The following is a 20690-nucleotide window of genomic DNA, read 5'->3' as shown; positions in this document are numbered from 1 at the left end:
TTCTTTTCAAATCAAACTAACTTTGCGCGAGAAAGATCAGTTACCTAACCCCAGCCCTTCAGACAGCGCTTTGATTTGTTCAAGATCCAGTTTATGAACCTCAATCATTTGTGCGATTTGGCTGAGTTTGGAATTCACGTCGTCACTCTTATCACACGAATCTGAAGACGCATCCCAAGATGTACCTGCCAAAAACTCGTCACATTCTTTACTGAGTTTTTCCTTCTGAGGCAGCAGCTCTTTCTGTTCTTTAAGCAACCCGTCTAACTCTTGTCGGATAGCCATTTCGCGCTGAAATACTTCTCTTGAACGTTCAAACACAGAGGCTTGTAAATCGGCTTGTCGATTGAGTCTTTGGTTTGATATACCCAAATCTTCAAGTTGCGAGCCTTGTTGGGCAATCAACGCTTCTTGCTCTAGATTCACCTTTTCAAGCTCTGTCACCGTCGTCTGTAGCTGTTGAAGTTGTGCTTGGAACTTCGCATTCAGTTCATCTGCTTGCTGAACCAATGCCGACTCAATCGCTTTAGCCGAATCGACTTCATAAGCACTTAATGTTTGTTGAAGCTGTACATTTTCACCAGCCAACGTTTGAGTTTCTTTATCTTGAGATAGGTAGGCATCCTGCCAACTGCTTTGCGTAACTACGACACCAACCAGTCCACCAATCGCTAACCCTAATATGGCCGCGACGGTGATGTAGATGTAAGAGGATTTGTTACGCTCTTCAATAATGACGACTTCTTCCTGATCGTCATCGCGTTCGTCTTGGATATTATTGTCTACCATTCTTTAGCTCCAACGTCAGTTGATCAATTCCATGGTCATAACCGACACAACGTAGATTACAAACCCAATTATTGATGCAAGAATGACGCCTTTTTGCAGTTTTTCGTTGGTTCGATAACGAAAAAGTAGCACGGCGATGGCAATAAGCACCCCAATTGCAATTAGTCTGGTCATAACTTCCTCCTGTTCAGTTAGTTATACCACTTTTTTGAGCTTAGAGCGTAAACACAATGTCCGAAATATCACCGTCTGAAAGCAGAGTAAGGTGTGATCGTTTGAAATGTAATCGAAAAGGCAAAAGTGAAGCGGGCATATCAAGTCCCACCTCACTTTAAATGACTAGGTGAAAGCGTTAAATCACTAGCCCCCCATCAATTTTTAACACCTGCCCCGTAATAAAGCTGGCTTTATCGCTGGCTAGAAATTCCACCCCATTGGTAATGTCTTCTGGTTTACCCATTCGGCCTAATGGTGTTTTTGCTTTCATCATATCCAATACTTTTTCTGGTAAATCCGCCGTCATTGGCGTTTCTACAAAGCCCGGTGCGACGCAGTTTGCTCTCACCTGTGCACCTTTGCGTGCAAACTCTTTCGCCCAACCTTTCGTCATAGCTATCACGCCACCTTTGGTTGCGGCATAGTTGGTTTGACCAATATTGCCATCTGTTCCGACAACTGATGACATTGTCACAATGGATCCGTAGTCATTTTCAATCATTATTGGTGCAATCGCTTGGGTGAGGTTGAATACCCCTTTTAAATTTACATCAATGACTTGATCCCAATCTTGCTCTGTCATTCTGTCTATCAAGCCATCCCGCGTGATACCGGCATTATTCACAAGTACGTCGATTCGACCAAACTCTGATTTAATGTCGTTCACCAGTGCTGCTATTGCTTCGCGGTCGCATATATTGACCGTAACGGCTTGTACATTTTCATGACTTGAAAAGGCTTCGCTCAGCACTTGTTCGTTCATATCAAGGGCATAAACTTTTGTTGCACCTTGTTCAGAAAACCGTTCGACAACCGCCTTACCAATACCTTGGGCGGCACCGGTTACAACACATATTTTATTGTTAAACATTGAGTGTCCTCTAGTGGGCTATTTAATACGCATTTCACCGCCTGGCAATGGTTTGGGCTTAAAGTCCGACGTGAAAACAGCGCGTTCCATGTTTTTACTGCTGAATTAATAATAGGTTTAATCCACATTAGTGCTAGTCGGCTTCGGTCAAGATTTCATTACAACTTGATTTCCATCATTTCTTTCCTCACTAATCGTTTACTTTGGCTGCTGAAATAGCAAAAAGAGTCTCTAACGTAAAACAACTGAGATAGGTTCAAGGTAAACGCAAGTTATCAATTACATTCAAACCGAATTTCGATCGAAAAACTAAAGTAATTTTCCTGATATTAATTGCACTCTATTTAGTCTATTTGCAATATCTCACCATTAATATGGGTAGAGATAGAATGTATGAGATTAAAAAAATTCAAACCATCTGAGCTAAACTTCAATGACGCTGAGACGAAGGAAATATTGATTTTTTTCTTTCCATCCAGCCAATCAAAAATAAAGCAAGCACCTATGGATTTAAAACTAAAAGAGTTCGCTCAAGGATTACTTTTAGAAGCAATAGATGCTTCATATAAGATAGGATTTGTCCAGGGATTGTGGGAAGCAACTATAAATCCACGTGAACCTCTTCGAAAGGTCATTTCAAAATTAATACAAAATACAGCGTCTCATATGTTTCATCATGCTACTACAAAAGATCTTCGTGATGTTAAGGTATATGATTTTGTTGTAAAAACTCTTAGTTTAAAATTTAAATCCACACTAGAGCTTCATTTAAATGGAATTGCTAAAAATCAACCGCTATTGGTTCCAACCTATAGAATACCAGCAGGTAGATTAAAGGTGTGGGCATAACATGATAAAAAAAATAACAGGCGCAACTCTAGTATGTTTACTAACCGTGACCTTAATCTTTAAGATTTCAGTTTCAGAAGAAAGATTAATGCTATGCACCTTAGGATCGGATATTGCACTGCTAGACGCGAATCATTGTTACAAGTATTTCTCAACCTTTGGAATATCACCTGAATTAGTAGAAGTCGTGCAAGATGAATACGGTATTAGCGCAATATTAAGCGCCGAAACAGAATTTAGATTCTTAATGGCAGGACAATTAATCGAAGCTGGTGTCAATGTAAACACACCCAACACTACTGATAGTCTTAACATCCCTCCAATTCATAGCACAATATTACAAGACGACCTTAGGGGTTTTAACTGGCTACTAGACAACGGGGCTAACCTTCAAGCTACCTATACAAGAACTGGTGAAAATGCTTATGTATTTTTGAACAGTATTTACACAAAAAACCCTACCGACAATAGAAAGAAAATGATTGAGCTTATTTCAAACTAAATCAGTACGTGTTGGGCTCAACCGCTGTGTATTAGCATTCCCTCTAAAATCTAAGCTCTCTGGGGAATGCTTTTATTAAAGTGGACTTCTTTAATACCGGCATTAATCGTTTGCTTTGCTCGTTAATTGCGCAAACAGACTTTTCGCTACTGACATCGTCTTTTTCTTTTTGTACGATGCGCAGCTTAAAGTCGAAAGACTTTTGTTCCAGTGAAGACAGCAGGAGAGAGGTTTTACTCTGACTTTTTAATTTAAGTGAGTATAACCCGCCGAAGAAGTAAATCTTTCAGGTGCTAAATTCCAGATTTTCAATCTTGAATTGGCGAGGACTGTTGTTGGAGGAACCTCTGGAGAGAACCGTTAAATCGGTCGCCGAAGGAGCAAACTTCTCTATCAAGTGATCTAAAGGTTACCTGGTTATATAGAAGTGAAACTCTCAGGCAAAAGGACAGAGGAGTGAAAGGCAACCATTTCAACCAAACCTTTTGGTGAATAACCCATTTTGGGATCTGCTCTTTTGAGTAGACGCCCCCTTTCTCTCTTCTCCTTATGTTTTATTAATTAAGGGGAAACCATGCAAGAACTGCATTCCATTTTACTGACCATCGATAATTTGGTCTGGGGACCACCGCTACTGATCCTGCTAGTAGGAACAGGCGTGTATTTCACATTCAAACTGAACATTCTTCAATTTCGCTATTTACCCAAGGCGTTAAAAATGGTGTTTAGCAAAGATACGGGCTCTGGTGACGTATCTAGCTTTGCTGCGCTGTGTACCGCTTTATCGGCCACCATCGGCACCGGTAATATTGTGGGTGTCGCAACAGCCATAAAATTAGGCGGGCCGGGCGCGCTGTTTTGGATGTGGTTGGCTGCTGTGTTTGGAATGGCAACAAAATACGCAGAGTGTTTACTCGCCGTAAAATACCGTCAAAAAGACAGTAACGGCCAGATGGTTGGCGGTCCTATGTATTATTTGCGTGATGGCGTGGGATCTAAGTTTTTAGCGACAATGTTCGCCATCTTTGCGCTGGGTGTTGCCTGTTTTGGAATCGGCACATTCCCACAAGTGAATGCGATTTTAGACGCTTCTCAGCTTTCATTTGGCTTGCCACGAGAAATCGCAGCCGTTGTACTTACCCTACTCGTTGCGTTTGTGACTTTGGGCGGTATTCAATCCATTGCTCGCGTAGCGGGTAAAGTCGTTCCTTCCATGGCATTACTCTACATTGGCGCTTGTGTCAGCGTATTACTGATGAATGCAAACCAAGTAATACCGGCTATTCAGCTTGTTCTAGAATCAGCGTTTACAAATACGGCAGCAACTGGCGGCTTTTTAGGTGCAAGCATCATGTTGGCTATTCAATCTGGTATCGCTCGCGGTGTCTTTTCAAACGAATCGGGGTTAGGAAGTGCACCAATTGCAGCGGCAGCAGCCAAAACAGATTCCTGTGTTAAGCAAGGTTTGATCTCAATGACAGGCACCTTCTTCGACACGATCATCATCTGCACAATGACAGGGTTAACGCTTATTTTGACGGGTGCTTGGCAAGGTGATCTCGCTGGCGCAGAGATGACAACATCGGCATTCGCCATGGGGCTTAACTCCGACACTTTCGGACCAATGTTGGTGTCGATTGGGCTTATCTTTTTTGCTTTCACCACGATTTTAGGCTGGAACTATTATGGCGAGCGCTGTGTGGTGTACCTAATGGGCACTAAAGCCGTATTGCCCTACAAAATAGTATTTGTTGTGTTGGTAGCTTCTGGTGCCTTCTTAAAGCTGGATATGATTTGGCTGATTGCCGATATTGTGAACGGGCTGATGGCAATACCTAACCTAATAGGGCTCATCGCTTTAAGGCATGTGGTTGTGGAAGAAACCAAACTCTTCTTTGAAAAAATATCTGATTCCCCCAATTTGATTACAGAACATCAAAACTAAACTCTAGCCCGGATTGAATCCGGGCTTATTTTTTCCGGAATAATAATTCTTGAATAAATAATTTTAAAATTTAGTTAGATCTTATAAAAATTTATCATTATCTTATTCTCTATACCGAATGGGGAATAAATTATGAATACGCATCCATTTAGAAATGAACAAGTAAAGTCAGAATACTTACAGCATTACCAATCAGTATTAGATTTATGGCCAACACCATATGAAGAAAAGGATATTAATACCTCTTACGGTACCACTCATGTTCGTATTAATGGTCCTGTTGATGCGCCACCCTTGTTTTTATTCCATGGTGCTGGAACATGCTCTCTTCAATGGCTGTTAAATATCGAAGAGTTATCTAAACACTTTAGAACCTACGCCATGGATGGCGTGATCAACCTTGGTTGTGTGGGTAGAAGCGTACCAAGCCAACCAATTCTTGATGAAAGTAATGCTGCTCAATGGGTAGATGAGTTACTGGATGGGCTCAATGTTCATACTGCAATTAATCTTGTAGGGTCCAGCTACGGTGGATGGCTTGCCAGTCACTACACATTAAAAAGGCAAGAAAAAATCAAGAAATTACTTTTGATCGCGCCTGCTGGTACTTTGAGCCCTTTCAATGGCAGTTACTCGTTTAAAAGCCTGCTTATTCACTTCTTTCCATTTCATCGGGTATACCAATGGTATTTTAAATGGGTATTTAAGAACTTATACAACAACGATATTGATTTTTTTGACAAAGTTATTAAAGACTTTATTCTTTCATCAAAAAGCTTTATTCCAATAAACCCAAATCAACTACCTAAAATAAAACCCTTAACTGATAATGAATTAATATCACTCACAAAACCGGTAAAAATCATTATGGGAGATTCCGATGTTGTGTATTCTCCAATGGATACATCAAAACGAGTGAGAACATTAAATAACACCATTGAAATAGAAGAATTAGAAAACACAGGGCATGATTTATTGCTCACTCACACTGATTATATCAATGCTTCGATGGTTAGCTATTTTCAAAACGATTAACGGAAAAATCGACGAGAGCCTTAACTCTCGTCGACAAGCAACTTCACGCCTAAGCCGATTAAGACAGCGCCAGTTGCGCCTTCCACCACTTTTAAAAACGTATCGCTGCTCAAAAGTTCCTTGGCTTTATTGACCATAACCACTAAGCCACCCTGCCAAACCATGGCAATAACAAAGTGTATTCCTGCCATAAACATGGATTGAGCGACGGCGCTGCCTTGCGGGTCGATAAATTGTGGTAAGAATGCTAAATAAAAAACTGCGGTTTTAGGGTTCAGTACGTTAGAAAGAAAGCCTTCTCGTAACACTGCAAAACGGGTGATACCCGACACGTTTTCTATTTCGCTGGGCAAGGAAGTGCGAGCTTGAAACAAAGAGCGAATTGAACCAATTCCCAACCAAATAAGATAGCCTGCCCCTACAAGCTTGAGTGCCATAAACCACTCAGCGGATTGCAATAAAATCGCAGAAATACCGATCGCTGAAAACGTCGCATGAACAAACAAACCACAACAAATCCCAACACTGGTTAACAGCCCATGTTGCGTACCCGAGCGGCTTGTGTTTCTGACTATAACAGCAGTATCCAGACCCGGTGTTAATGTAAGAATCGTAATCGCAACTAAAAAGGCTTCAATGTTCAGTATTTGCATGACTTTTCCATAAAAATTCAACGACATTGAATTTATACCGCAAATCGCGCTCAGTCCCAAATTTTGAGCATTTTGGCTCAGCTCACAGGACAATAATTATTTACCATTTCGCACGATGATTTGAGGCTAAAGCCTTGCTATAGTTGGCGTCAACAATAACAAGCCCCTATGTAACAAGGACAACCATGAGTTACTACGACAAGTTGGTAAAACACAATAAAAAAATTTCTCGCTTTGAGCACCTAGAGGCAATCTGTGGCTGGGACGCAGCAGCCGTTATGCCCGCTGGTGGCAGTGAAGCACGCTCTGAAGCACTAGCCGAGCTTTCGGTACACTTGCATCAGCTTTCCAATAAGCCAGAATTAGCGGAGTGGTTTGATAAAGCAGAATCTGAGCCCTTATCTGCGGACGAAACAGCCAGCCTAGCTGAAATGAAGCGCGTTTGGCAGCAAGAAACCGTCTTACCTGAAGAACTGGTAGAAGCCAAATCATTAGCGGGTTCAAAGTGTGAGCACGCATGGCGTACGCAACGTGGCGAAAACGACTGGAACGGCTTTGAAAAAAATTGGGCTGAAGTGGTTAAACTTTCTCAGGAAGAAGCGCAGATCCGTGCTGAAGCGACAGGGAAAACACCTTACGATGCCATGCTAGACCTCTACGAGCCGGGTGTATCAACGGAATCACTGGAGTCCGTGTTCAGCAACGTAAAAACATGGCTTCCAGACTTGATCAATCAAGTCATCGACAAGCAAGCTAAAGAAGACATCATCATGCCAACTGGCACATACAGCGCAGCAGACCAAAAAGCACTTGGGCTTGATGTAATGAAGCTTCTGCAATTTGACTTTAACCATGGTCGTTTAGATGAAAGTACCCACCCATTTTGTGGCGGTGTACCAACGGATGTTCGCCTTACAACTCGTTACGATGAAAACGACTTTATCCAATCTATGATGGGCACCGTGCACGAAACGGGTCATGCACGCTACGAGCAAGGCCTGCCTAAGAAATTTGCAGGTTTACCAGTAGGTGAAGCTCGATCAATGGGAATCCACGAGTCGCAGTCTCTCTTTTTTGAAATGCAGATTGGTCGCAGCACGCCATTCATTCAAATTTTGGCGGACAAAGCTCGTAAGCAGTTCCAACGTAACGACGATCCTACTTTCTCTGCAGAGAACTTCCACAAGCTGTACACCCGTGTTGAAAAAGGGTTTATTCGCGTAGATGCCGATGAACTGACCTACCCTGCACACGTGATTCTTCGCTACGAAATCGAACGTGATTTAATGAATGGCAAAATCAAACACACCGACGTGCCAGAGCTTTGGGCAGAGAAAATGCAAGCTTACCTAGGCTTGGATACTCGCGGTAACTTCACCAATGGCTGTATGCAAGACATTCACTGGACAGATGGTGCTTTTGGCTACTTCCCAAGTTACACATTAGGTGCCATGTACGCGGCTCAAATGATGGCAAGCATGAAGCAAAATGTCGATGTAGAAGGCGCTATTGCTAGCGAAGACCTATCGCCAATCTTCACGTGGCTGGAAGAAAAAGTATGGAGCCAAGGCTGCTTGCACACCACCGACGATTTGGTGAAACGTGCAACAGGTGAAGTGCTGAATGCTGATCACTTCAGAGCACACCTAGAAGGGCGTTATTTGTAATTTCAAAGGTTAGAAAAGATTAAAGAGCCGCAATCGCGGCTCTTACATTTTCTATAATCAATTAACTTGAAGATACAGGTTTGAGCACATAAAAATTGTTATTTATTCGAGACGTCAGAGTACTTGCGATCTCTGGTAGAATCACATTGAAAAATGATCCGTACCAGCAGTTTTGGACACCGAGTTAGATGTATATAGCGAGTACAATCACTACAAAATGAACAATAGCAACTAAGAAATCTAGAATTAAACACTCCCCTGAATTTAGAGCAGAAGCCCTGAAGCCAGCAGAATCTCTGCTGGCTTTCATATATGCTTCGCTTTAAGGCACAATAACCGCAATATATTTAGAAAGTTATCGCCCTAACGCATTGCTCTTTACTCACAAAAGTTCTTTGAGAGTTACCGATCAATGGAGCCCAGTAATCTTGGTAGTATTTCACAGCTTCTGTTTCACTCGCAATAATATACATCATTTCAATCAACGAAGCGGGTCTTTGTTCATAAACATTATGCGATCCAATCGAAAAGAGTTTCTTGTCAATCATTATCGCCTTAGAGTGGTTCGCAAAAGAGTAGTTTGTGTTGGGATACGTTTCACTTTGACGGTCGATCCTGAGATTCCCTAGCTTAAAGTGCGAGCAAAATTTTTGTCGACTGTCTGCATCATTTGTAACGCCGGAGTCGATTGCCGCTGTCCAAAGGGCTCCAATAATATCAGTATTCGAAGCATTAGATGTGGTATCAAAGGGGGCAACCAAGTTCGATATCACTACTTTCACGTCGACCCCTTCAATCGATTTTTTGGCTAACATGTAGGCTAACTCTTCGTCGATATCTCTTAACAATGCACCGAACCAACTTTTACTGTATGGATTGACGAGAGACTGCTGTGAAAGAAGGATCTCTTGTTGAGCCGCTGATATCATCGCTAAAACTCCTACTTTCATATCAAATCGATCAGCGCCATCGATAGTCATTGGATTTCCTTGATCCAAAATCAACACATCAATATCACCAGAAATAACAGGTGGGAGGGGCAAAATTTGCTCAACGTATGGAACAGTATCAGTTAACGCTATCGCTCCGTGTTGCCATTTCAACATGTGCCTAAAGTCCCCTGTTCGCCACATCTTGTCGACGACTTTGTGCGTAAAATACGCAGCCGTACCTTGTACCTTAACGGATGTATCAATGACTGGTGTTTCTGCGAAATATTCCTCCCATAAATTGTGCCCTCCAGTAATAGCCTCTATCCCGTCAACCGCCACAATCTTGCTGTGATTCCATGTGAGATCAAAGAGCCCTGTATCTGGCACCAAAAAGCTCTTTCTCCCCCCACTAATGAACACCTGCATGTTGGTTTTACCTGTTAAACTCGAAACCAATTGAGTTAATATGCCCTGCAGATGAGTATTCCACTGTGTTTCGGGGATCCCGGATTCAGAAACAAAGCCTTGACCGATGAGCTTCCGTTTTACAATATCAATCACATAATCTGGCCACCCCGTCGCCAAACCACCTAGCCCCACATAGATCCGAACAACAGGCGATGTTCCATTTCGTTGTGCATTTATCTCAATCGTTCTTAGTGCATCTTGCAGCCTCGTGATCCAAGAATCGTCGATTCTCGCTAGTACTGTCAGATCAATAATATGTTGACCATTCTTAATGGTGTTGATCACTTTGTCCCGAAAGACTTCGTTGTTTCTGTGAACATCCGCTACGCTGCTCTCTCTGCCTGAAAGAGAAGACATCACCTCAATCGACGTCACTGGAAAAAGGTGCCATGTATGAGCGTAGCCAACACGACTCAACCGCTTTGATACCTGTCTCAGCAAACATTGTGCATTACAGTCACCAATAATGTCCTCAAGGAAATACTGTTTAACATCGTGGATTATCTTAGCGTTTGCCGCTTCCTGAGCAGGAATGTCGCCAATCTCGACACCAACTTTGTCGTAGTATTTAGCTACGAGCTCACCCGGTGAGCTAATGTAAAACTCCTCGACTTTATATGGGTTGGAATACCTTGAACCTGAAACATAACCAGAGTTTGCGTATGTACCCGAGTTTTGCATAACCAGCCTACCCGAAAAGCGAGAAGGCTCGATGTGGTAAAGTGGTGTTGAGCCACTTGTATTCGGATCGGGACGAAATGCCCAGCGTAAATTGTCGCTGATTGGTTCATCAATCGAGCATTCCCCCGCCTTAGCCCACGCCCATGACGTAATATCTGTCAATGGATTGATGTAACAAACTGTATACCGTACGGTACCTCCCCAATTGGAAAAAAGTGTATTTTTATGGACATTATAGAAATTTTTATACGTCCTCAATTCGCTGTCTTTGCCAAAATAGACATTGCCTGCAGAGGTTGGATAAAGACTGTGATTCTCAGGGATGGGTTTATTGGCATAGATATCTAATGAAAACTGAGTATAGCCTGGTGATTGCTTGGTGATCATTTCTTGCATATTTTGTACTACGACCAAAGGGTAGCTCGGGTTTATCGAAACCAGCCCTTCCGGAGTTACCGATATCGATTGATTTCTCAATGTTACGTTGCCTGTTTTTAGGCGTATACCAACCCGAGAATAATCGGTGTACCAATTTTGACGCGTATTGTTGATGTCACATGTATCCGTGTACAACACCCCACCTCCTTCTGGCACTGTCAAGCATTCGTACCCAAACTGCCATTCATGCGCTAAATTCCTTCTTGTAATAAGCTGACCATATTCTGTGTAGGTCCAATATGTGTCTAACCGACCGCAGTCAGATATACCAGCCTTGTCGACTGGCCATGCACTCGGAATTAAACAACCATTGTTTAAGCCAATTTTTATCTTGTGCTGTTCTAAGAATACTTCTGGGGGGACTAACGCTTGGGGGGCAGCACTAAGTGCTGATGTGACTAAACTACTTGCCACAATGATAGGAAAAGAAAAACTGAGCTTGATAAAAATGTTCATGACAACCTCCCGTTGCCTATAGCTGGTTTACTAAACGAGCATTCAGAAACGAGCAAGATCCTAACTCACTGCAACAAGTTGTGCCAATAACTTAATAATCTATAAAAATAATTGTAATGACCGGTTATTATATAAAATAATTGAAGTGACCGATTATTATATAAAATAATTTTATTTACCAAACATTATATCTAATAGAGCCAAGAAGAAATGGATGTATAAAAAACACTACCTATACCCAAGTGACCTCAAGATGTTCGGTTCAGCGAGAATTAACTGGCTTTCAGACAAGACACCGATTTGATGACCTAGTGGTTCTAAATTAAGAATCGGTAACGCAGTATGAAAACCCGTTAAACTCGCCCTTGGGAGCCCATATTCTGTCCCATTTCATCGTCAAAGAACTTGGAAAGGACTCGTCATTCCACTGCGTTCTTTTTCTTGAACTGAAACAGAATATGAGGCTCTGAATCCTGCATCTTGAGGTCACTTGGGTATATAAGTATTAGAAACATAAAATGGCATTTTAATAACTTTAGCTAAGGATTTAGCTTATTAAGATAACCTGACCTTCGCATAAGGACCTAGGCATGAATAATTTAGACACTGTTTTCGTGGATGTCGACGACTTTTATCAGACTTTCCTCCCTGCATGGCAAAAGCTCCTCATATCCTCTGGAGATAAACAAAGAAACAAACCCTCCCGTCTTTCTATTAGTGAAGTGATGATGTTAGTTATCTCGTTTCATCAATCCGGCTTCTGGGATTTCAAGACTTAATACACAGGGTTTGCCTATCGCTTTCTCACCCGTGGGTTCCCTAAAATTGGTCAGCTAAACCAGAATGTTCTAGCTCGTGCAAAAGCATTCTCGTGCCTCTTTTCTCCTATCTTTCCCATCGTCAGGCTAAGCCTACGGGCATCACTTTTGCTGATTCAACCAAACTGCAACTCTGTCACAGCCTGAGTATCCTCAGACATCAAGTCTTTGTGGGCGTTGCCAAGAGAAGGAAGGAAACAATGGGCTGGTTCTACGAGGTTAAGCTTCATCTCAATATCAATGACCAAGTCGGTATCATTTAAGTCAAGGTAACGACTGCCAATGTGGATGACAGAGAACCCGTTTCAGATATGGCAGATAGCCTATGGGCAGTTTGTACGGAGATAAGGGCTATATATCGCAAGAGTGGGAGGAGAGATGCGTGACGCTCATCGCAGGTATAAAAAAGAACATGAAACCCAAGGTAATGAAGCTGCGTTAGTTTTATAGTAAATCTGCTCAATGGTCTAATTGCCTATTCCTTCCAGCCGAGAAATGGGTGAACAACCAACTCGTCTTTGCATCTGTGTCACTGATCGGGAAGTGGATCTATCCAATACATAGAAGAGCCGCAATCGCAGCTCTTTTCTTATAATAAGCCCCATTAACCATCTCATACCGCCTTACCTAAACCTCTGCCGATATTGAGTTGGCGACATCCCTTTGTATTTCTTAAACAGTCGATTGAAGTTGGAGCGGTTGGTATAACCCACATTTTCTGCAATTAAGCTTATTGGCTGTGACGTGGTGGTGAGTAATTGGGAGGCGTGATTTAACCGGAGTTTCATCAAGTATGAGGTGTAACTTTCATTAAAGTGTTGAATAAACCAACGATGAATGGTGTTTTCACTTACGTACATGTAGTCCGCAAGGTTTTTAAGCGTAATATCTGATGCGTAATGATTGTCGATGTATTTGCACACTTGCTCAATTTTACTGTAGTTGGCGTTCGTTTTTTCCTTTTCCCCTTCTGACAAATACGAAAGCAAAGTGGTATGGGATTGATCTGCGCACAACTCACCCAGAACCTGCATCAATACGGCAAGCTGCCCGATAGGGGTCAGGTGATTAAAATTATCGAGATGCTGAAAAACCTTTTCAGCGGTGTCGATGGAAAACCGAACCCCCTTACTGGCACTCTTAATCACTGGTCCTAACTGCCTAAGTTCGACGCAGCTGTACATCAGTTTGGCAATCCATTCTTCTCGAAACCAGATAACGTGAGTTTCACACGGGTTTTGTTCATTAGAGTTTATCGATTCAAAGCTGTGCGCAATACCCGGACCAATCAACAACAGTTCGTTGTACTCTATCTCGCCTTCAAAGTGCCCAACTCTCGATTTCCCCTGAAAGTTTCTGTGTAAAACGAGTTCAAACTCCTGATGTGCATGCCAATATTCTGGCTTCGTCACCTCTTCAAACATCTTATAGCGCCAAGACCACCCGACGCGTTGAGGGACTTTTTGCATCGTTGCTTTCATCAAAAATCGTCTCCCTGTTTACTTACTATGGTCGTGAATTTGCACATGTCGTGACTGTGCAGTGATAACACGCACAATCGATATTAATCAAGAAAAGTATCAATAGTCGATAGCTTAGTATCAATTACGCCATTTTGCGGTGATACGGTAGTTAAGTCAGCACAGTTAAGGAGGCGACACATTATGTCCGAATATTTTCATTGCTTACTGCCCAAATTGACTTCAGTTATCGAATCAAACCAAGAGGCGCTGTCTCAAGCGACGGCGTTGTTTGCTCAAGCCATTGTGAAAGACAACATGATACAAGTCTTAGGAACAGGTCATTCTCATATGATTGGTTTGGAAGGATTCATTCGTGCGGGCGGCCTTGGCAACATCAACGCCATTTTGGATTCTGTGTTACTCACAAACGATGGCGCACTTCGTGGCTCTGCCATGGAGAAACTGCCGGGGCTGGCGGAGGTTATTTGGAACAGCCAAAACATCTCCCCCAACGATGTGGTCATGGTTATCTCCAACTCAGGGCGAAACGCTCTGCCAGTTGAATTTGCTCAACTGGCAAAAAGTAAAGGTCACCCTGTTATCGCGATAACCTCGGTAGAACAATCATCTAAATACGAAAGCCGCCATAGTTCTGGATTGAAATTAATGGACATCGCAGACATCGTAATTGATAACCAAGTACCTCCTGGTGATGGGCTTTGCAATATAAATGGCAAAGTGACTGGTGCTTTTTCTAGTATATCTGGGATGCTCATTATGAATACGCTTGTGGTGGAAGCACAAAAAGAAGCGCTTAAACAAGGTGTCACCCCACTTATATTCTCAAGTCAGAATGTGGATGGCTTCGACAACGATTATGTGTATCGGCATTTTGGCTCTCGACTGAAATCGATGTAAATAGAAACTCATAACTGTCATACATATTAAACACAGAAAATATCGTTGTAGACCGAGGAATATTAGTATGGAAATAGAAGCATCCATCGGAAATATAGAATCTCTTTATAGTGCCATTGCGGGTGGTGCCACTCGAATTGAACTTTGTTCGGCATTAGCGCTTGGGGGATTAACACCTAGTTATGGATTTATGCAGCAAGCAGGGAAAATATCCACCGTACCTGTCTATGCCATTATTCGCCCTCGACAAGGGGACTTCTTTTATAGCGAAGAAGAAATAGACATTATGATGTTCGATATTAAGTGTGCCAAACAAGCAGGCTTGCAAGGTGTGGTGCTTGGCGCATTAACATCTACAGGGCATATTCATACGCAGCATGCGAGAAAGCTTTGTGATTACGCTCATAAACTGAAGCTTGGCGTTACCTTTCATCGCGCATTTGATCAGTGCAATAGTGCAGAAAAAGGGTTAGAAGACATTATTGACCTAGGCTGTGAACGCGTTTTAACGTCTGGGCTCGCCGCTGCCGCACCGCTGGGCATAATCACGCTAGCGAAACTCGTTCAACAAGCGGGAACACGTATCTCAATCATGGCAGGAGCTGGGGTAAACGCAGGTAATGCAAGAGCACTTGTAGACAAAACCAAAGTGCAAGAACTGCATCTTTCGGGTAAAACGACTCGACCAACTAAAATGGCGTATACCTCGCAGTACAGCAAAATGGGGGCAGATGATATTGATGACTATCAAATCCCTGTCACCGACAAAGATGCTATTGCTGAACTGGTGAATATGTTCAGACCGTAATATTCGCTAGCCGTGCAGTTTTAACTTGGTTCTTGTAAAAATCCTAAGCACGGTTAGACAAAACAACCCCTGTTACCGTTAGGCAAATTCCACCAATAATCGCAATGGTCAACGCCTCACCAAACACTGGTACAGCCGCAAGTGCTGTTATACCAGGTGATAAAGAACCAATGGTTGACGACTGCGCAGATCCAAGTTGCCTAACTGCGTAGCTATAGCCAACCGTTGACAAAAGGCCAACGCAAAAACCCTGTACCAGAATAAATGGCAGCGCATCTTGAAAGGTATATGAACCAAAATTGCTTGTGACTAACCCGCTTAGTATTAGTGCTACCGTAATCACCAGTGAGCACCACGAGATCAATATCGTCACAGCAATTGGGCTTAACCCAGATTGTTTCAAACTTATGGTGTATATCGCCCAAATCGTACTCGCACTCAATAAAACAGCCACACCTTGCAAAAACGCACCAGACACAATATCAAGTTGCCCAACGATCATCGTGACAACGCCCATCATAATCATGGACAAAGCCACAACGCGCTTAGTATTAAAACGACCCGCCATAGCTGTGTATCGATAAAACATCCAACCTAAAACCGCGACGAAAAACGGTGGTGTACCCGCCAAAACAGTTCCTACATAAGCAGCAGGGACCAAGCTTGCTCCATGCGATGCGACAAAGAAAAACGGAACGCCACCCAGCAAAATTAACAAAACGTCTCGCACTTTCGCACGTCTTATTTCATGGAGATATCGGTAAGTAAAAGGAAGTAAAAGAATGACAGGAATAAGAAAACGCATTAACGCAACATCTGCCGTCGCCAATGGAGAAGAACCTATGGCGCGAATGGAAAGTGCGAAGCCCGTCCAAATCATCAAAACAAACGTAATGACCACGTAACCCTTCACCATTGGGGAGGCTGGCAATGAGTTAATCCCGCTGGATTGAGCGTAGATCGTTTTTTCCATGATAGTTATTCCTGAACACCAATAAGATACAGGAGAATTATTCATCAAATTGCTCGCATTTATTCAGCGAATATCGTACCAATAGATGATATTGTTAGTGGAATAAATCAAATATATCCAATTTAATAACGGAAACCGGCAGAGAATAATGGATAGAATCGATCGACACATACTTTCAGTACTTCAAAAAGAAGGCCGCTTATCTACCGCCGATTTATCTGAACGCGTTGGGCTTTCTCCCTCCCCTTGCGCAAGGCGATTAAAAAGACTAGAAGATGAAGGCTATATTGAAGATTATCAAGCGAACTTAAGCCGTGAAAAAGTCGGTATTGCGATGAGCTTTTTTGTAGAGGTTAGCTTAAACAACCACCAAGCTGACTCGATAGAAAAGTTTGAGCAAGAATTGGCAAATATGGAAGAAGTGGTCAACGCCCATATTGTGTCGGGTGGCTACGATTACCTTCTTGAAGTCGTCAGCCCCAATTTGGCTGGCTATGAAGCCTTCACCAAAAAGCTTCATCGAATCACCAGCGTTAAAGACATTCATACCCACCTTTCTGTTAGGCAGGTGATCAATAAAAGCCCGTTACCCATTTTTGTTTGACTCTTTAATAGTGGAGCTGTTTATCTCGGGTGTGTCGGATATTTACTATTCATCGTTTAAGGTCAGGGAAGAATCTGATAATCGTAGATAAAAGCTCATCTTCCGATTCAAAAAACAAATCCGTCACAGGCAAACCATGTTTTACAGTGTAATCCTTGATATTTTCAATAATACGAGTGCCTTCAATACCTTCATTATTGAGTGTAACACTGATAACAGGAGACGAGGAGAAAAGCTCTACAAGAGTAATTTCTTCGGCCAAATTTGGCATAACAACTTGCTTCGTGCCGCTTCTATAAACCCGACTTGGAACATGCTGCATTATAATCGCATTAGGGCACGATCCTCGTATGATAGACGCACTCGTACAAAACAAAGGATGACTTAACGCTCCCTGACCTTCAATGACAATAACATCAGGATTCTCAATTTCATACGCATCAATGATTACTGCTTCTAACTCTCCCGCACAAAACTGTGATGGGACAGAATCTAATGCAGCACCATACACTGAACCTTGCATTAAACTTGTTTGACCCGTGGCAATCATAACTGCATTTAGCCCATAACCTTGCAGTGCAGCTGTTAAAATGTGGGCAGTTGTTCGCTTACCTACCGCACAATCTGTTCCCATCACAAGGATTCGCGGGCAATCCACCTCAGTAACTCTTCCTGTAAACATCTGTAATTCAGAAATATCCCTAGGCCGCCGAACATCTTCAATGTGAACTTCATAAAGCCGACTCGCTCTTACAAACTGAGGATCATCACTCAAAAACTCATGCAGCCCATTAAGTATATTCATCCCATAACTCATTGCTTCGATTAGCAAATTGCGTTCGTTGAGGCTTAACTTTCCATTAGATGGTGCCAATCCAAAGATGAAGTAGTCTGGTAATTGATCTGAAAGCATTACTGCTTTTTCGAGATTCTTAGCTATCGGGATCCCGTTTTCTATACCTTCAAGAACTGACCCACTGTCTTGACCTACAAGTGTACTGTCAATTACGCAAAGTATATCGAATCGACTGGATATTCGGACAAGACCATTTGCCGTTTTCCCGTTATTTTTCCCAAAATACCCTTCACAATAAATGATCGCTGTTTCACGAGGGTAACTAAAAAGTTCGGGTGTAAAGTTGTAGCGAGTACCTGCTTTTTTTACTCTTCGACGAGGTATGTTTGGATTTAGACGTGTTACATTTGATTGAGTTACACACATAAGTTGACCTAGCTGATACTGGGCTCAGGGGGCAAAGTGTGTGTATCGAACGCTAAATTCGAATTTAGGCAAAATGTCCCCACTAAGCGATGGGGGAAATGACACCCTAACACAAATCAATCAGATTGATTAAAATTTAACCGCCCCTCAATCTAAACTTTACCTGTCAATCGTCCTAGCTGGACGAGAATCTCTTAGCCCAACGAATCGATTCCTCGTTTATGAAACTATGAGTTATTTATACAAAGGCGAGCTTAGATGACGGTTTCCCAAACCCAATATGCATTACCTAGGCAATTCGAAGACAAATCAAGTCTACGTTTTTTATAAATCAAATGAGGTAGAGAAAAATAAATATAGCTATTTTATAAACTAGGAGTAGTGTACACAAGGAACTCCTAACCTAACTGAGTTGTTAGTGACACCTACAGTGTAAGTTCTTCACAGAAGATTTACGAACTGTCTCTAATTCGTTTATGTCCCTGCGTGAGATTTATTCTCTTCGGTCACTCAATGACTCGAATTATCAGCCAAAACAACCAATGCGTTCGTTTTCTAATTCGAGGTCTATCATGTCTATCCAATACACAGGCTCCGTCAAGTGGTTCAGTACAACTAAAGGCTTCGGCTTTATTACCCAAGATAATGGAGAGAAAGATGTCTTTGTTCGTACCGACTCTATTCGAGCTGACGAAAATGATAATTTGATGCAAGGTCAAAAAGTTAGCTTTCACATTAAACATGGGAAAATAGGTATGCAAGCTACGCAGGTTGTCATCCTGAGACCATATCAGAGTCGTTGCTAACACATATTACAAGCCAACCCCGTCCCCTAAGAAAGGTCTAAAACAACCTAACACTCGTATGGGAGTTTTTTTGGGGTATTTCAACTCAACCATATAATGCAAAACCTGTTCTCGTTGTACTTTGAGCCTAAAGCGAACTGCTTGTCTACCCCATTTCAAGCTCATGTTTGCCTAGGCTCTTTTTTTCTTGTCTCTATACCTCAGAATCACTGGCGTTAAAGACCAAGCCGATTATGCTCACGTTCCTTTTTTAGGATGCTTTCGGCTTTATGTCGAATTTATTCAATCAATCAAATTCTCCGTTCTTTAAGCTAAGTGCATCTACTAAAGGAGAAACTCTAATGACGACTAGATTGGACTATTTCAACGCAACGCCTGAAGGTATTCAAATTCTATTGGAGCAGGAAAACTACCTTCGAGCTCAGTTTGAACAACAGCAAACCCTGTCAATTCCTTTGTGGGAACTTGTAAAGTTGCGTGTTTCACAAATCAACCAATGTGCATTTTGTATCGACATGCACAGTAAGGATGCTTTAAAAAACAGCGAGTCTGAACATCGTTTAATTGGTTTAAGCGCATGGAGAGACATGCCCCTCTACAGCGAGGAAGAAAGAGCAGCGTTACATTGGGCAGAGGTTGTCACTGAAGGAAAAGCGATATCAGAGCAAGATTACACCTCAACGTTAAACACGTTTGGAGAGCAAGGTATCGTTACATTGACGCTTGCCATTAACGCAATCAATAGCTGGAATCGCATCGCCAAAACATTCAAACCTGAGATAGGAAGCTTATCTAGCTAGATTTTAGTTAAGAATCGAGCAAAAATAAGAAATGGATTTCGAAATTGTAAAACCCAAACACAAGCTTGCCGACCATGTTCAAGGGATATGGTCGGCTGCCATTGTGAAAGGAAAACATCAAACGACGCTTAAACCATTGCATAGCGACGGTGGCTCGGGAGTGATGTTTGTTTTGCAAGGAAACGTGCGGCTATCTGATTCAGAGATATCACACCCTATTTATCTTCAGCAATACAGTAAAAAAACGCAATTCATAGAGTTCGACGAAGGAACTCAGTTATGTGGTATTCGATTCCACCCCGGTATGATGCCAACCTCACTTCTTACTCGTTCCGATACCACGTACCCTCATTCCCCACCTTCAACTTTGTCCAGCCTGTATTCTTTGCTGTTGAAGAAAACAAGCCACAGTAGTCGGTTAGCCACAATGTACCGATGGTGTAATGAGAACATCGATCTAAACAACCCGGTAATGAAGAAACGAGCATCGCTAATTAGCCAAGCCATAAGCGGGAAAATAGGTGAACAATTCCAGCATAACCAAAGGCAGGTGGAACGAAACTTTCGTGAGTGGGTAGGTATGAGCCCGAAATACTTCCAACGCTTGCGCCGAGTTTACTCCAGTGTAGCCACATTAAGGGAAAACCCCGACGTTTCACTCAGTGATTTTGCCTACGCACAAGGCTTTTCAGATCAAGCACATATGACAAGAGAGTTTAAAGCGTTCGTGCTAACAACACCGGGGGAGTTGAGTTCACGATTGAAAGGGAGATAAT

19 protein-coding genes, 1 pseudogene and 1 riboswitch are annotated in these 20690 nt (G+C 42.4%); of the genes and pseudogenes, 12 read left to right on the top strand and 8 right to left on the bottom strand.

From position 1 onward, the window contains the following. Positions 1-36: 36 nt before the first annotated feature. From Q8W40_RS19675 to Q8W40_RS19665, 3 genes are all read right to left on the bottom strand, one after another. Positions 37-789, bottom strand: coding sequence for a chromosome partitioning protein ParA (locus Q8W40_RS19675; RefSeq protein WP_305399598.1), 753 nt, complete (start codon positions 787-789; stop codon positions 37-39). Positions 790-804: 15 nt separating this feature from the next. Further along, positions 805-963, bottom strand: coding sequence for a hypothetical protein (locus tag Q8W40_RS19670; protein WP_167404709.1), 159 nt, complete (start codon positions 961-963; stop codon positions 805-807). A gap of 178 nt (positions 964-1141) precedes the next feature. Beyond that, a complete protein-coding gene (locus Q8W40_RS19665) occupies positions 1142-1876 on the bottom strand; it encodes a beta-ketoacyl-ACP reductase (protein ID WP_305399596.1) in 735 nt (244 codons plus the stop codon). Between the two features lie 393 nt (positions 1877-2269). On the opposite strand from Q8W40_RS19665, the gene Q8W40_RS19660 reads away from it, so the two are divergent. The 4 genes from Q8W40_RS19660 to Q8W40_RS19645 all read left to right on the top strand — a co-directional run bounded on the left by Q8W40_RS19660 (position 2270) and on the right by Q8W40_RS19645 (position 6207). Beyond that, on the top strand, positions 2270-2725 hold the full coding sequence (locus tag Q8W40_RS19660; protein ID WP_305399594.1) for a hypothetical protein: 456 nt from the start codon (positions 2270-2272) through the stop codon (positions 2723-2725). A gap of 1 nt (position 2726) precedes the next feature. Next, complete coding sequence (locus Q8W40_RS19655; RefSeq protein ID WP_305399593.1) at positions 2727-3227, top strand: hypothetical protein; 501 nt, start codon at positions 2727-2729, stop codon at positions 3225-3227. 337 nt (positions 3228-3564) lie between these two features. Then, positions 3565-3689, top strand: a riboswitch (glycine riboswitch). A 112-nt stretch (positions 3690-3801) separates the two neighbouring features. Beyond that, complete coding sequence (locus tag Q8W40_RS19650; protein WP_305399591.1) at positions 3802-5172, top strand: alanine/glycine:cation symporter family protein; 1371 nt, start codon at positions 3802-3804, stop codon at positions 5170-5172. 132 nt (positions 5173-5304) lie between these two features. After that, a complete protein-coding gene (locus tag Q8W40_RS19645) occupies positions 5305-6207 on the top strand; it encodes an alpha/beta fold hydrolase (RefSeq protein WP_305399589.1) in 903 nt (300 codons plus the stop codon). Positions 6208-6227: 20 nt separating this feature from the next. On the opposite strand, the gene Q8W40_RS19640 is transcribed toward Q8W40_RS19645, so the two are convergent. After that, positions 6228-6860 carry a LysE family translocator gene (locus tag Q8W40_RS19640; protein ID WP_305399588.1) on the bottom strand — a complete coding sequence of 211 codons (633 nt, stop codon included), beginning with the start codon at positions 6858-6860 and terminating at the stop codon, positions 6228-6230. A 185-nt stretch (positions 6861-7045) separates the two neighbouring features. On the opposite strand from Q8W40_RS19640, the gene Q8W40_RS19635 reads away from it, so the two are divergent. Beyond that, positions 7046-8527, top strand: coding sequence for a carboxypeptidase M32 (locus Q8W40_RS19635; RefSeq protein ID WP_305399587.1), 1482 nt, complete (start codon positions 7046-7048; stop codon positions 8525-8527). Between the two features lie 347 nt (positions 8528-8874). Here the strand turns inward: Q8W40_RS19635 and Q8W40_RS19630 are convergent, their stop codons facing one another. Continuing rightward, positions 8875-11502: a phospholipase D-like domain-containing protein gene (locus Q8W40_RS19630; RefSeq protein WP_305399586.1), complete on the bottom strand. Its 2628-nt coding sequence runs from the start codon at positions 11500-11502 to the stop codon at positions 8875-8877. A gap of 590 nt (positions 11503-12092) precedes the next feature. On the opposite strand from Q8W40_RS19630, the pseudogene Q8W40_RS28165 reads away from it, so the two are divergent. Next, positions 12093-12823: pseudogene (locus Q8W40_RS28165) on the top strand (transposase). A gap of 120 nt (positions 12824-12943) precedes the next feature. On the opposite strand, the gene Q8W40_RS19620 reads toward Q8W40_RS28165, so the two are convergent. Next, positions 12944-13801, bottom strand: a complete 858-nt coding sequence (locus Q8W40_RS19620) for an AraC family transcriptional regulator (protein ID WP_305399642.1) — start codon at positions 13799-13801, stop codon at positions 12944-12946. Between the two features lie 183 nt (positions 13802-13984). Here Q8W40_RS19620 and Q8W40_RS19615 point away from each other — a divergent pair, with 183 nt between their 5' ends. Further along, positions 13985-14701, top strand: a complete 717-nt coding sequence (locus tag Q8W40_RS19615) for an SIS domain-containing protein (protein WP_305399585.1) — start codon at positions 13985-13987, stop codon at positions 14699-14701. Between the two features lie 67 nt (positions 14702-14768). Beyond that, a complete protein-coding gene (locus tag Q8W40_RS19610; RefSeq protein ID WP_370693407.1) occupies positions 14769-15509 on the top strand; it encodes a copper homeostasis protein CutC in 741 nt (246 codons plus the stop codon). 43 nt (positions 15510-15552) lie between these two features. Here the strand turns inward: Q8W40_RS19610 and Q8W40_RS19605 are convergent, their stop codons facing one another. Continuing rightward, positions 15553-16482 carry a DMT family transporter gene (locus tag Q8W40_RS19605; protein ID WP_305399584.1) on the bottom strand — a complete coding sequence of 310 codons (930 nt, stop codon included), beginning with the start codon at positions 16480-16482 and terminating at the stop codon, positions 15553-15555. A gap of 148 nt (positions 16483-16630) precedes the next feature. Here Q8W40_RS19605 and Q8W40_RS19600 point away from each other — a divergent pair, with 148 nt between their 5' ends. Next, positions 16631-17086 carry an Lrp/AsnC family transcriptional regulator gene (locus tag Q8W40_RS19600; protein ID WP_101113753.1) on the top strand — a complete coding sequence of 152 codons (456 nt, stop codon included), beginning with the start codon at positions 16631-16633 and terminating at the stop codon, positions 17084-17086. Between the two features lie 49 nt (positions 17087-17135). On the opposite strand, the gene Q8W40_RS19595 is transcribed toward Q8W40_RS19600, so the two are convergent. Beyond that, positions 17136-18308: a DUF1611 domain-containing protein gene (locus Q8W40_RS19595; RefSeq protein WP_305399582.1), complete on the bottom strand. Its 1173-nt coding sequence runs from the start codon at positions 18306-18308 to the stop codon at positions 17136-17138. A gap of 572 nt (positions 18309-18880) precedes the next feature. On the opposite strand from Q8W40_RS19595, the gene Q8W40_RS19590 reads away from it, so the two are divergent. From Q8W40_RS19590 to Q8W40_RS19580, 3 genes are all read left to right on the top strand, one after another. Next, positions 18881-19114 (top strand): cold-shock protein, encoded by a 234-nt coding sequence (locus tag Q8W40_RS19590; protein WP_305399580.1) that lies wholly within the window; start codon positions 18881-18883, stop codon positions 19112-19114. Positions 19115-19455: 341 nt separating this feature from the next. Then, on the top strand, positions 19456-19914 hold the full coding sequence (locus Q8W40_RS19585; protein WP_305399578.1) for a carboxymuconolactone decarboxylase family protein: 459 nt from the start codon (positions 19456-19458) through the stop codon (positions 19912-19914). Positions 19915-19945: 31 nt separating this feature from the next. Further along, entirely contained in the window at positions 19946-20689 is a 744-nt protein-coding gene (locus tag Q8W40_RS19580; protein WP_305399577.1) for a helix-turn-helix domain-containing protein, read from the top strand. The last annotated feature ends 1 nt before the right edge of the window (position 20690 follow it).

The sequence above is a fragment of the Vibrio penaeicida genome (assembly GCF_030689305.1).
Lineage (GTDB): Bacteria > Pseudomonadota > Gammaproteobacteria > Enterobacterales > Vibrionaceae > Vibrio > Vibrio penaeicida_B.
The sequence above is the reverse complement of the archived record's forward strand: the minus strand, read 5'-3'. Positions and strand labels throughout refer to the sequence as shown.

Coding starts and splice junctions, on each gene's coding strand:
- Q8W40_RS19675 (WP_305399598.1), bottom strand. CDS start 789: ATGGTAGACAATAATATCCAAGACGAACGCGATGACGATCAGGAAGAA.
- Q8W40_RS19670 (WP_167404709.1), bottom strand. CDS start 963: ATGACCAGACTAATTGCAATTGGGGTGCTTATTGCCATCGCCGTGCTA.
- Q8W40_RS19665 (WP_305399596.1), bottom strand. CDS start 1,876: ATGTTTAACAATAAAATATGTGTTGTAACCGGTGCCGCCCAAGGTATT.
- Q8W40_RS19660 (WP_305399594.1), top strand. CDS start 2,270: ATGAGATTAAAAAAATTCAAACCATCTGAGCTAAACTTCAATGACGCT.
- Q8W40_RS19655 (WP_305399593.1), top strand. CDS start 2,727: ATGATAAAAAAAATAACAGGCGCAACTCTAGTATGTTTACTAACCGTG.
- Q8W40_RS19650 (WP_305399591.1), top strand. CDS start 3,802: ATGCAAGAACTGCATTCCATTTTACTGACCATCGATAATTTGGTCTGG.
- Q8W40_RS19645 (WP_305399589.1), top strand. CDS start 5,305: ATGAATACGCATCCATTTAGAAATGAACAAGTAAAGTCAGAATACTTA.
- Q8W40_RS19640 (WP_305399588.1), bottom strand. CDS start 6,860: ATGCAAATACTGAACATTGAAGCCTTTTTAGTTGCGATTACGATTCTT.
- Q8W40_RS19635 (WP_305399587.1), top strand. CDS start 7,046: ATGAGTTACTACGACAAGTTGGTAAAACACAATAAAAAAATTTCTCGC.
- Q8W40_RS19630 (WP_305399586.1), bottom strand. CDS start 11,502: ATGAACATTTTTATCAAGCTCAGTTTTTCTTTTCCTATCATTGTGGCA.
- Q8W40_RS19620 (WP_305399642.1), bottom strand. CDS start 13,801: ATGAAAGCAACGATGCAAAAAGTCCCTCAACGCGTCGGGTGGTCTTGG.
- Q8W40_RS19615 (WP_305399585.1), top strand. CDS start 13,985: ATGTCCGAATATTTTCATTGCTTACTGCCCAAATTGACTTCAGTTATC.
- Q8W40_RS19610 (WP_370693407.1), top strand. CDS start 14,769: ATGGAAATAGAAGCATCCATCGGAAATATAGAATCTCTTTATAGTGCC.
- Q8W40_RS19605 (WP_305399584.1), bottom strand. CDS start 16,482: ATGGAAAAAACGATCTACGCTCAATCCAGCGGGATTAACTCATTGCCA.
- Q8W40_RS19600 (WP_101113753.1), top strand. CDS start 16,631: ATGGATAGAATCGATCGACACATACTTTCAGTACTTCAAAAAGAAGGC.
- Q8W40_RS19595 (WP_305399582.1), bottom strand. CDS start 18,308: ATGTGTGTAACTCAATCAAATGTAACACGTCTAAATCCAAACATACCT.
- Q8W40_RS19590 (WP_305399580.1), top strand. CDS start 18,881: ATGTCTATCCAATACACAGGCTCCGTCAAGTGGTTCAGTACAACTAAA.
- Q8W40_RS19585 (WP_305399578.1), top strand. CDS start 19,456: ATGACGACTAGATTGGACTATTTCAACGCAACGCCTGAAGGTATTCAA.
- Q8W40_RS19580 (WP_305399577.1), top strand. CDS start 19,946: ATGGATTTCGAAATTGTAAAACCCAAACACAAGCTTGCCGACCATGTT.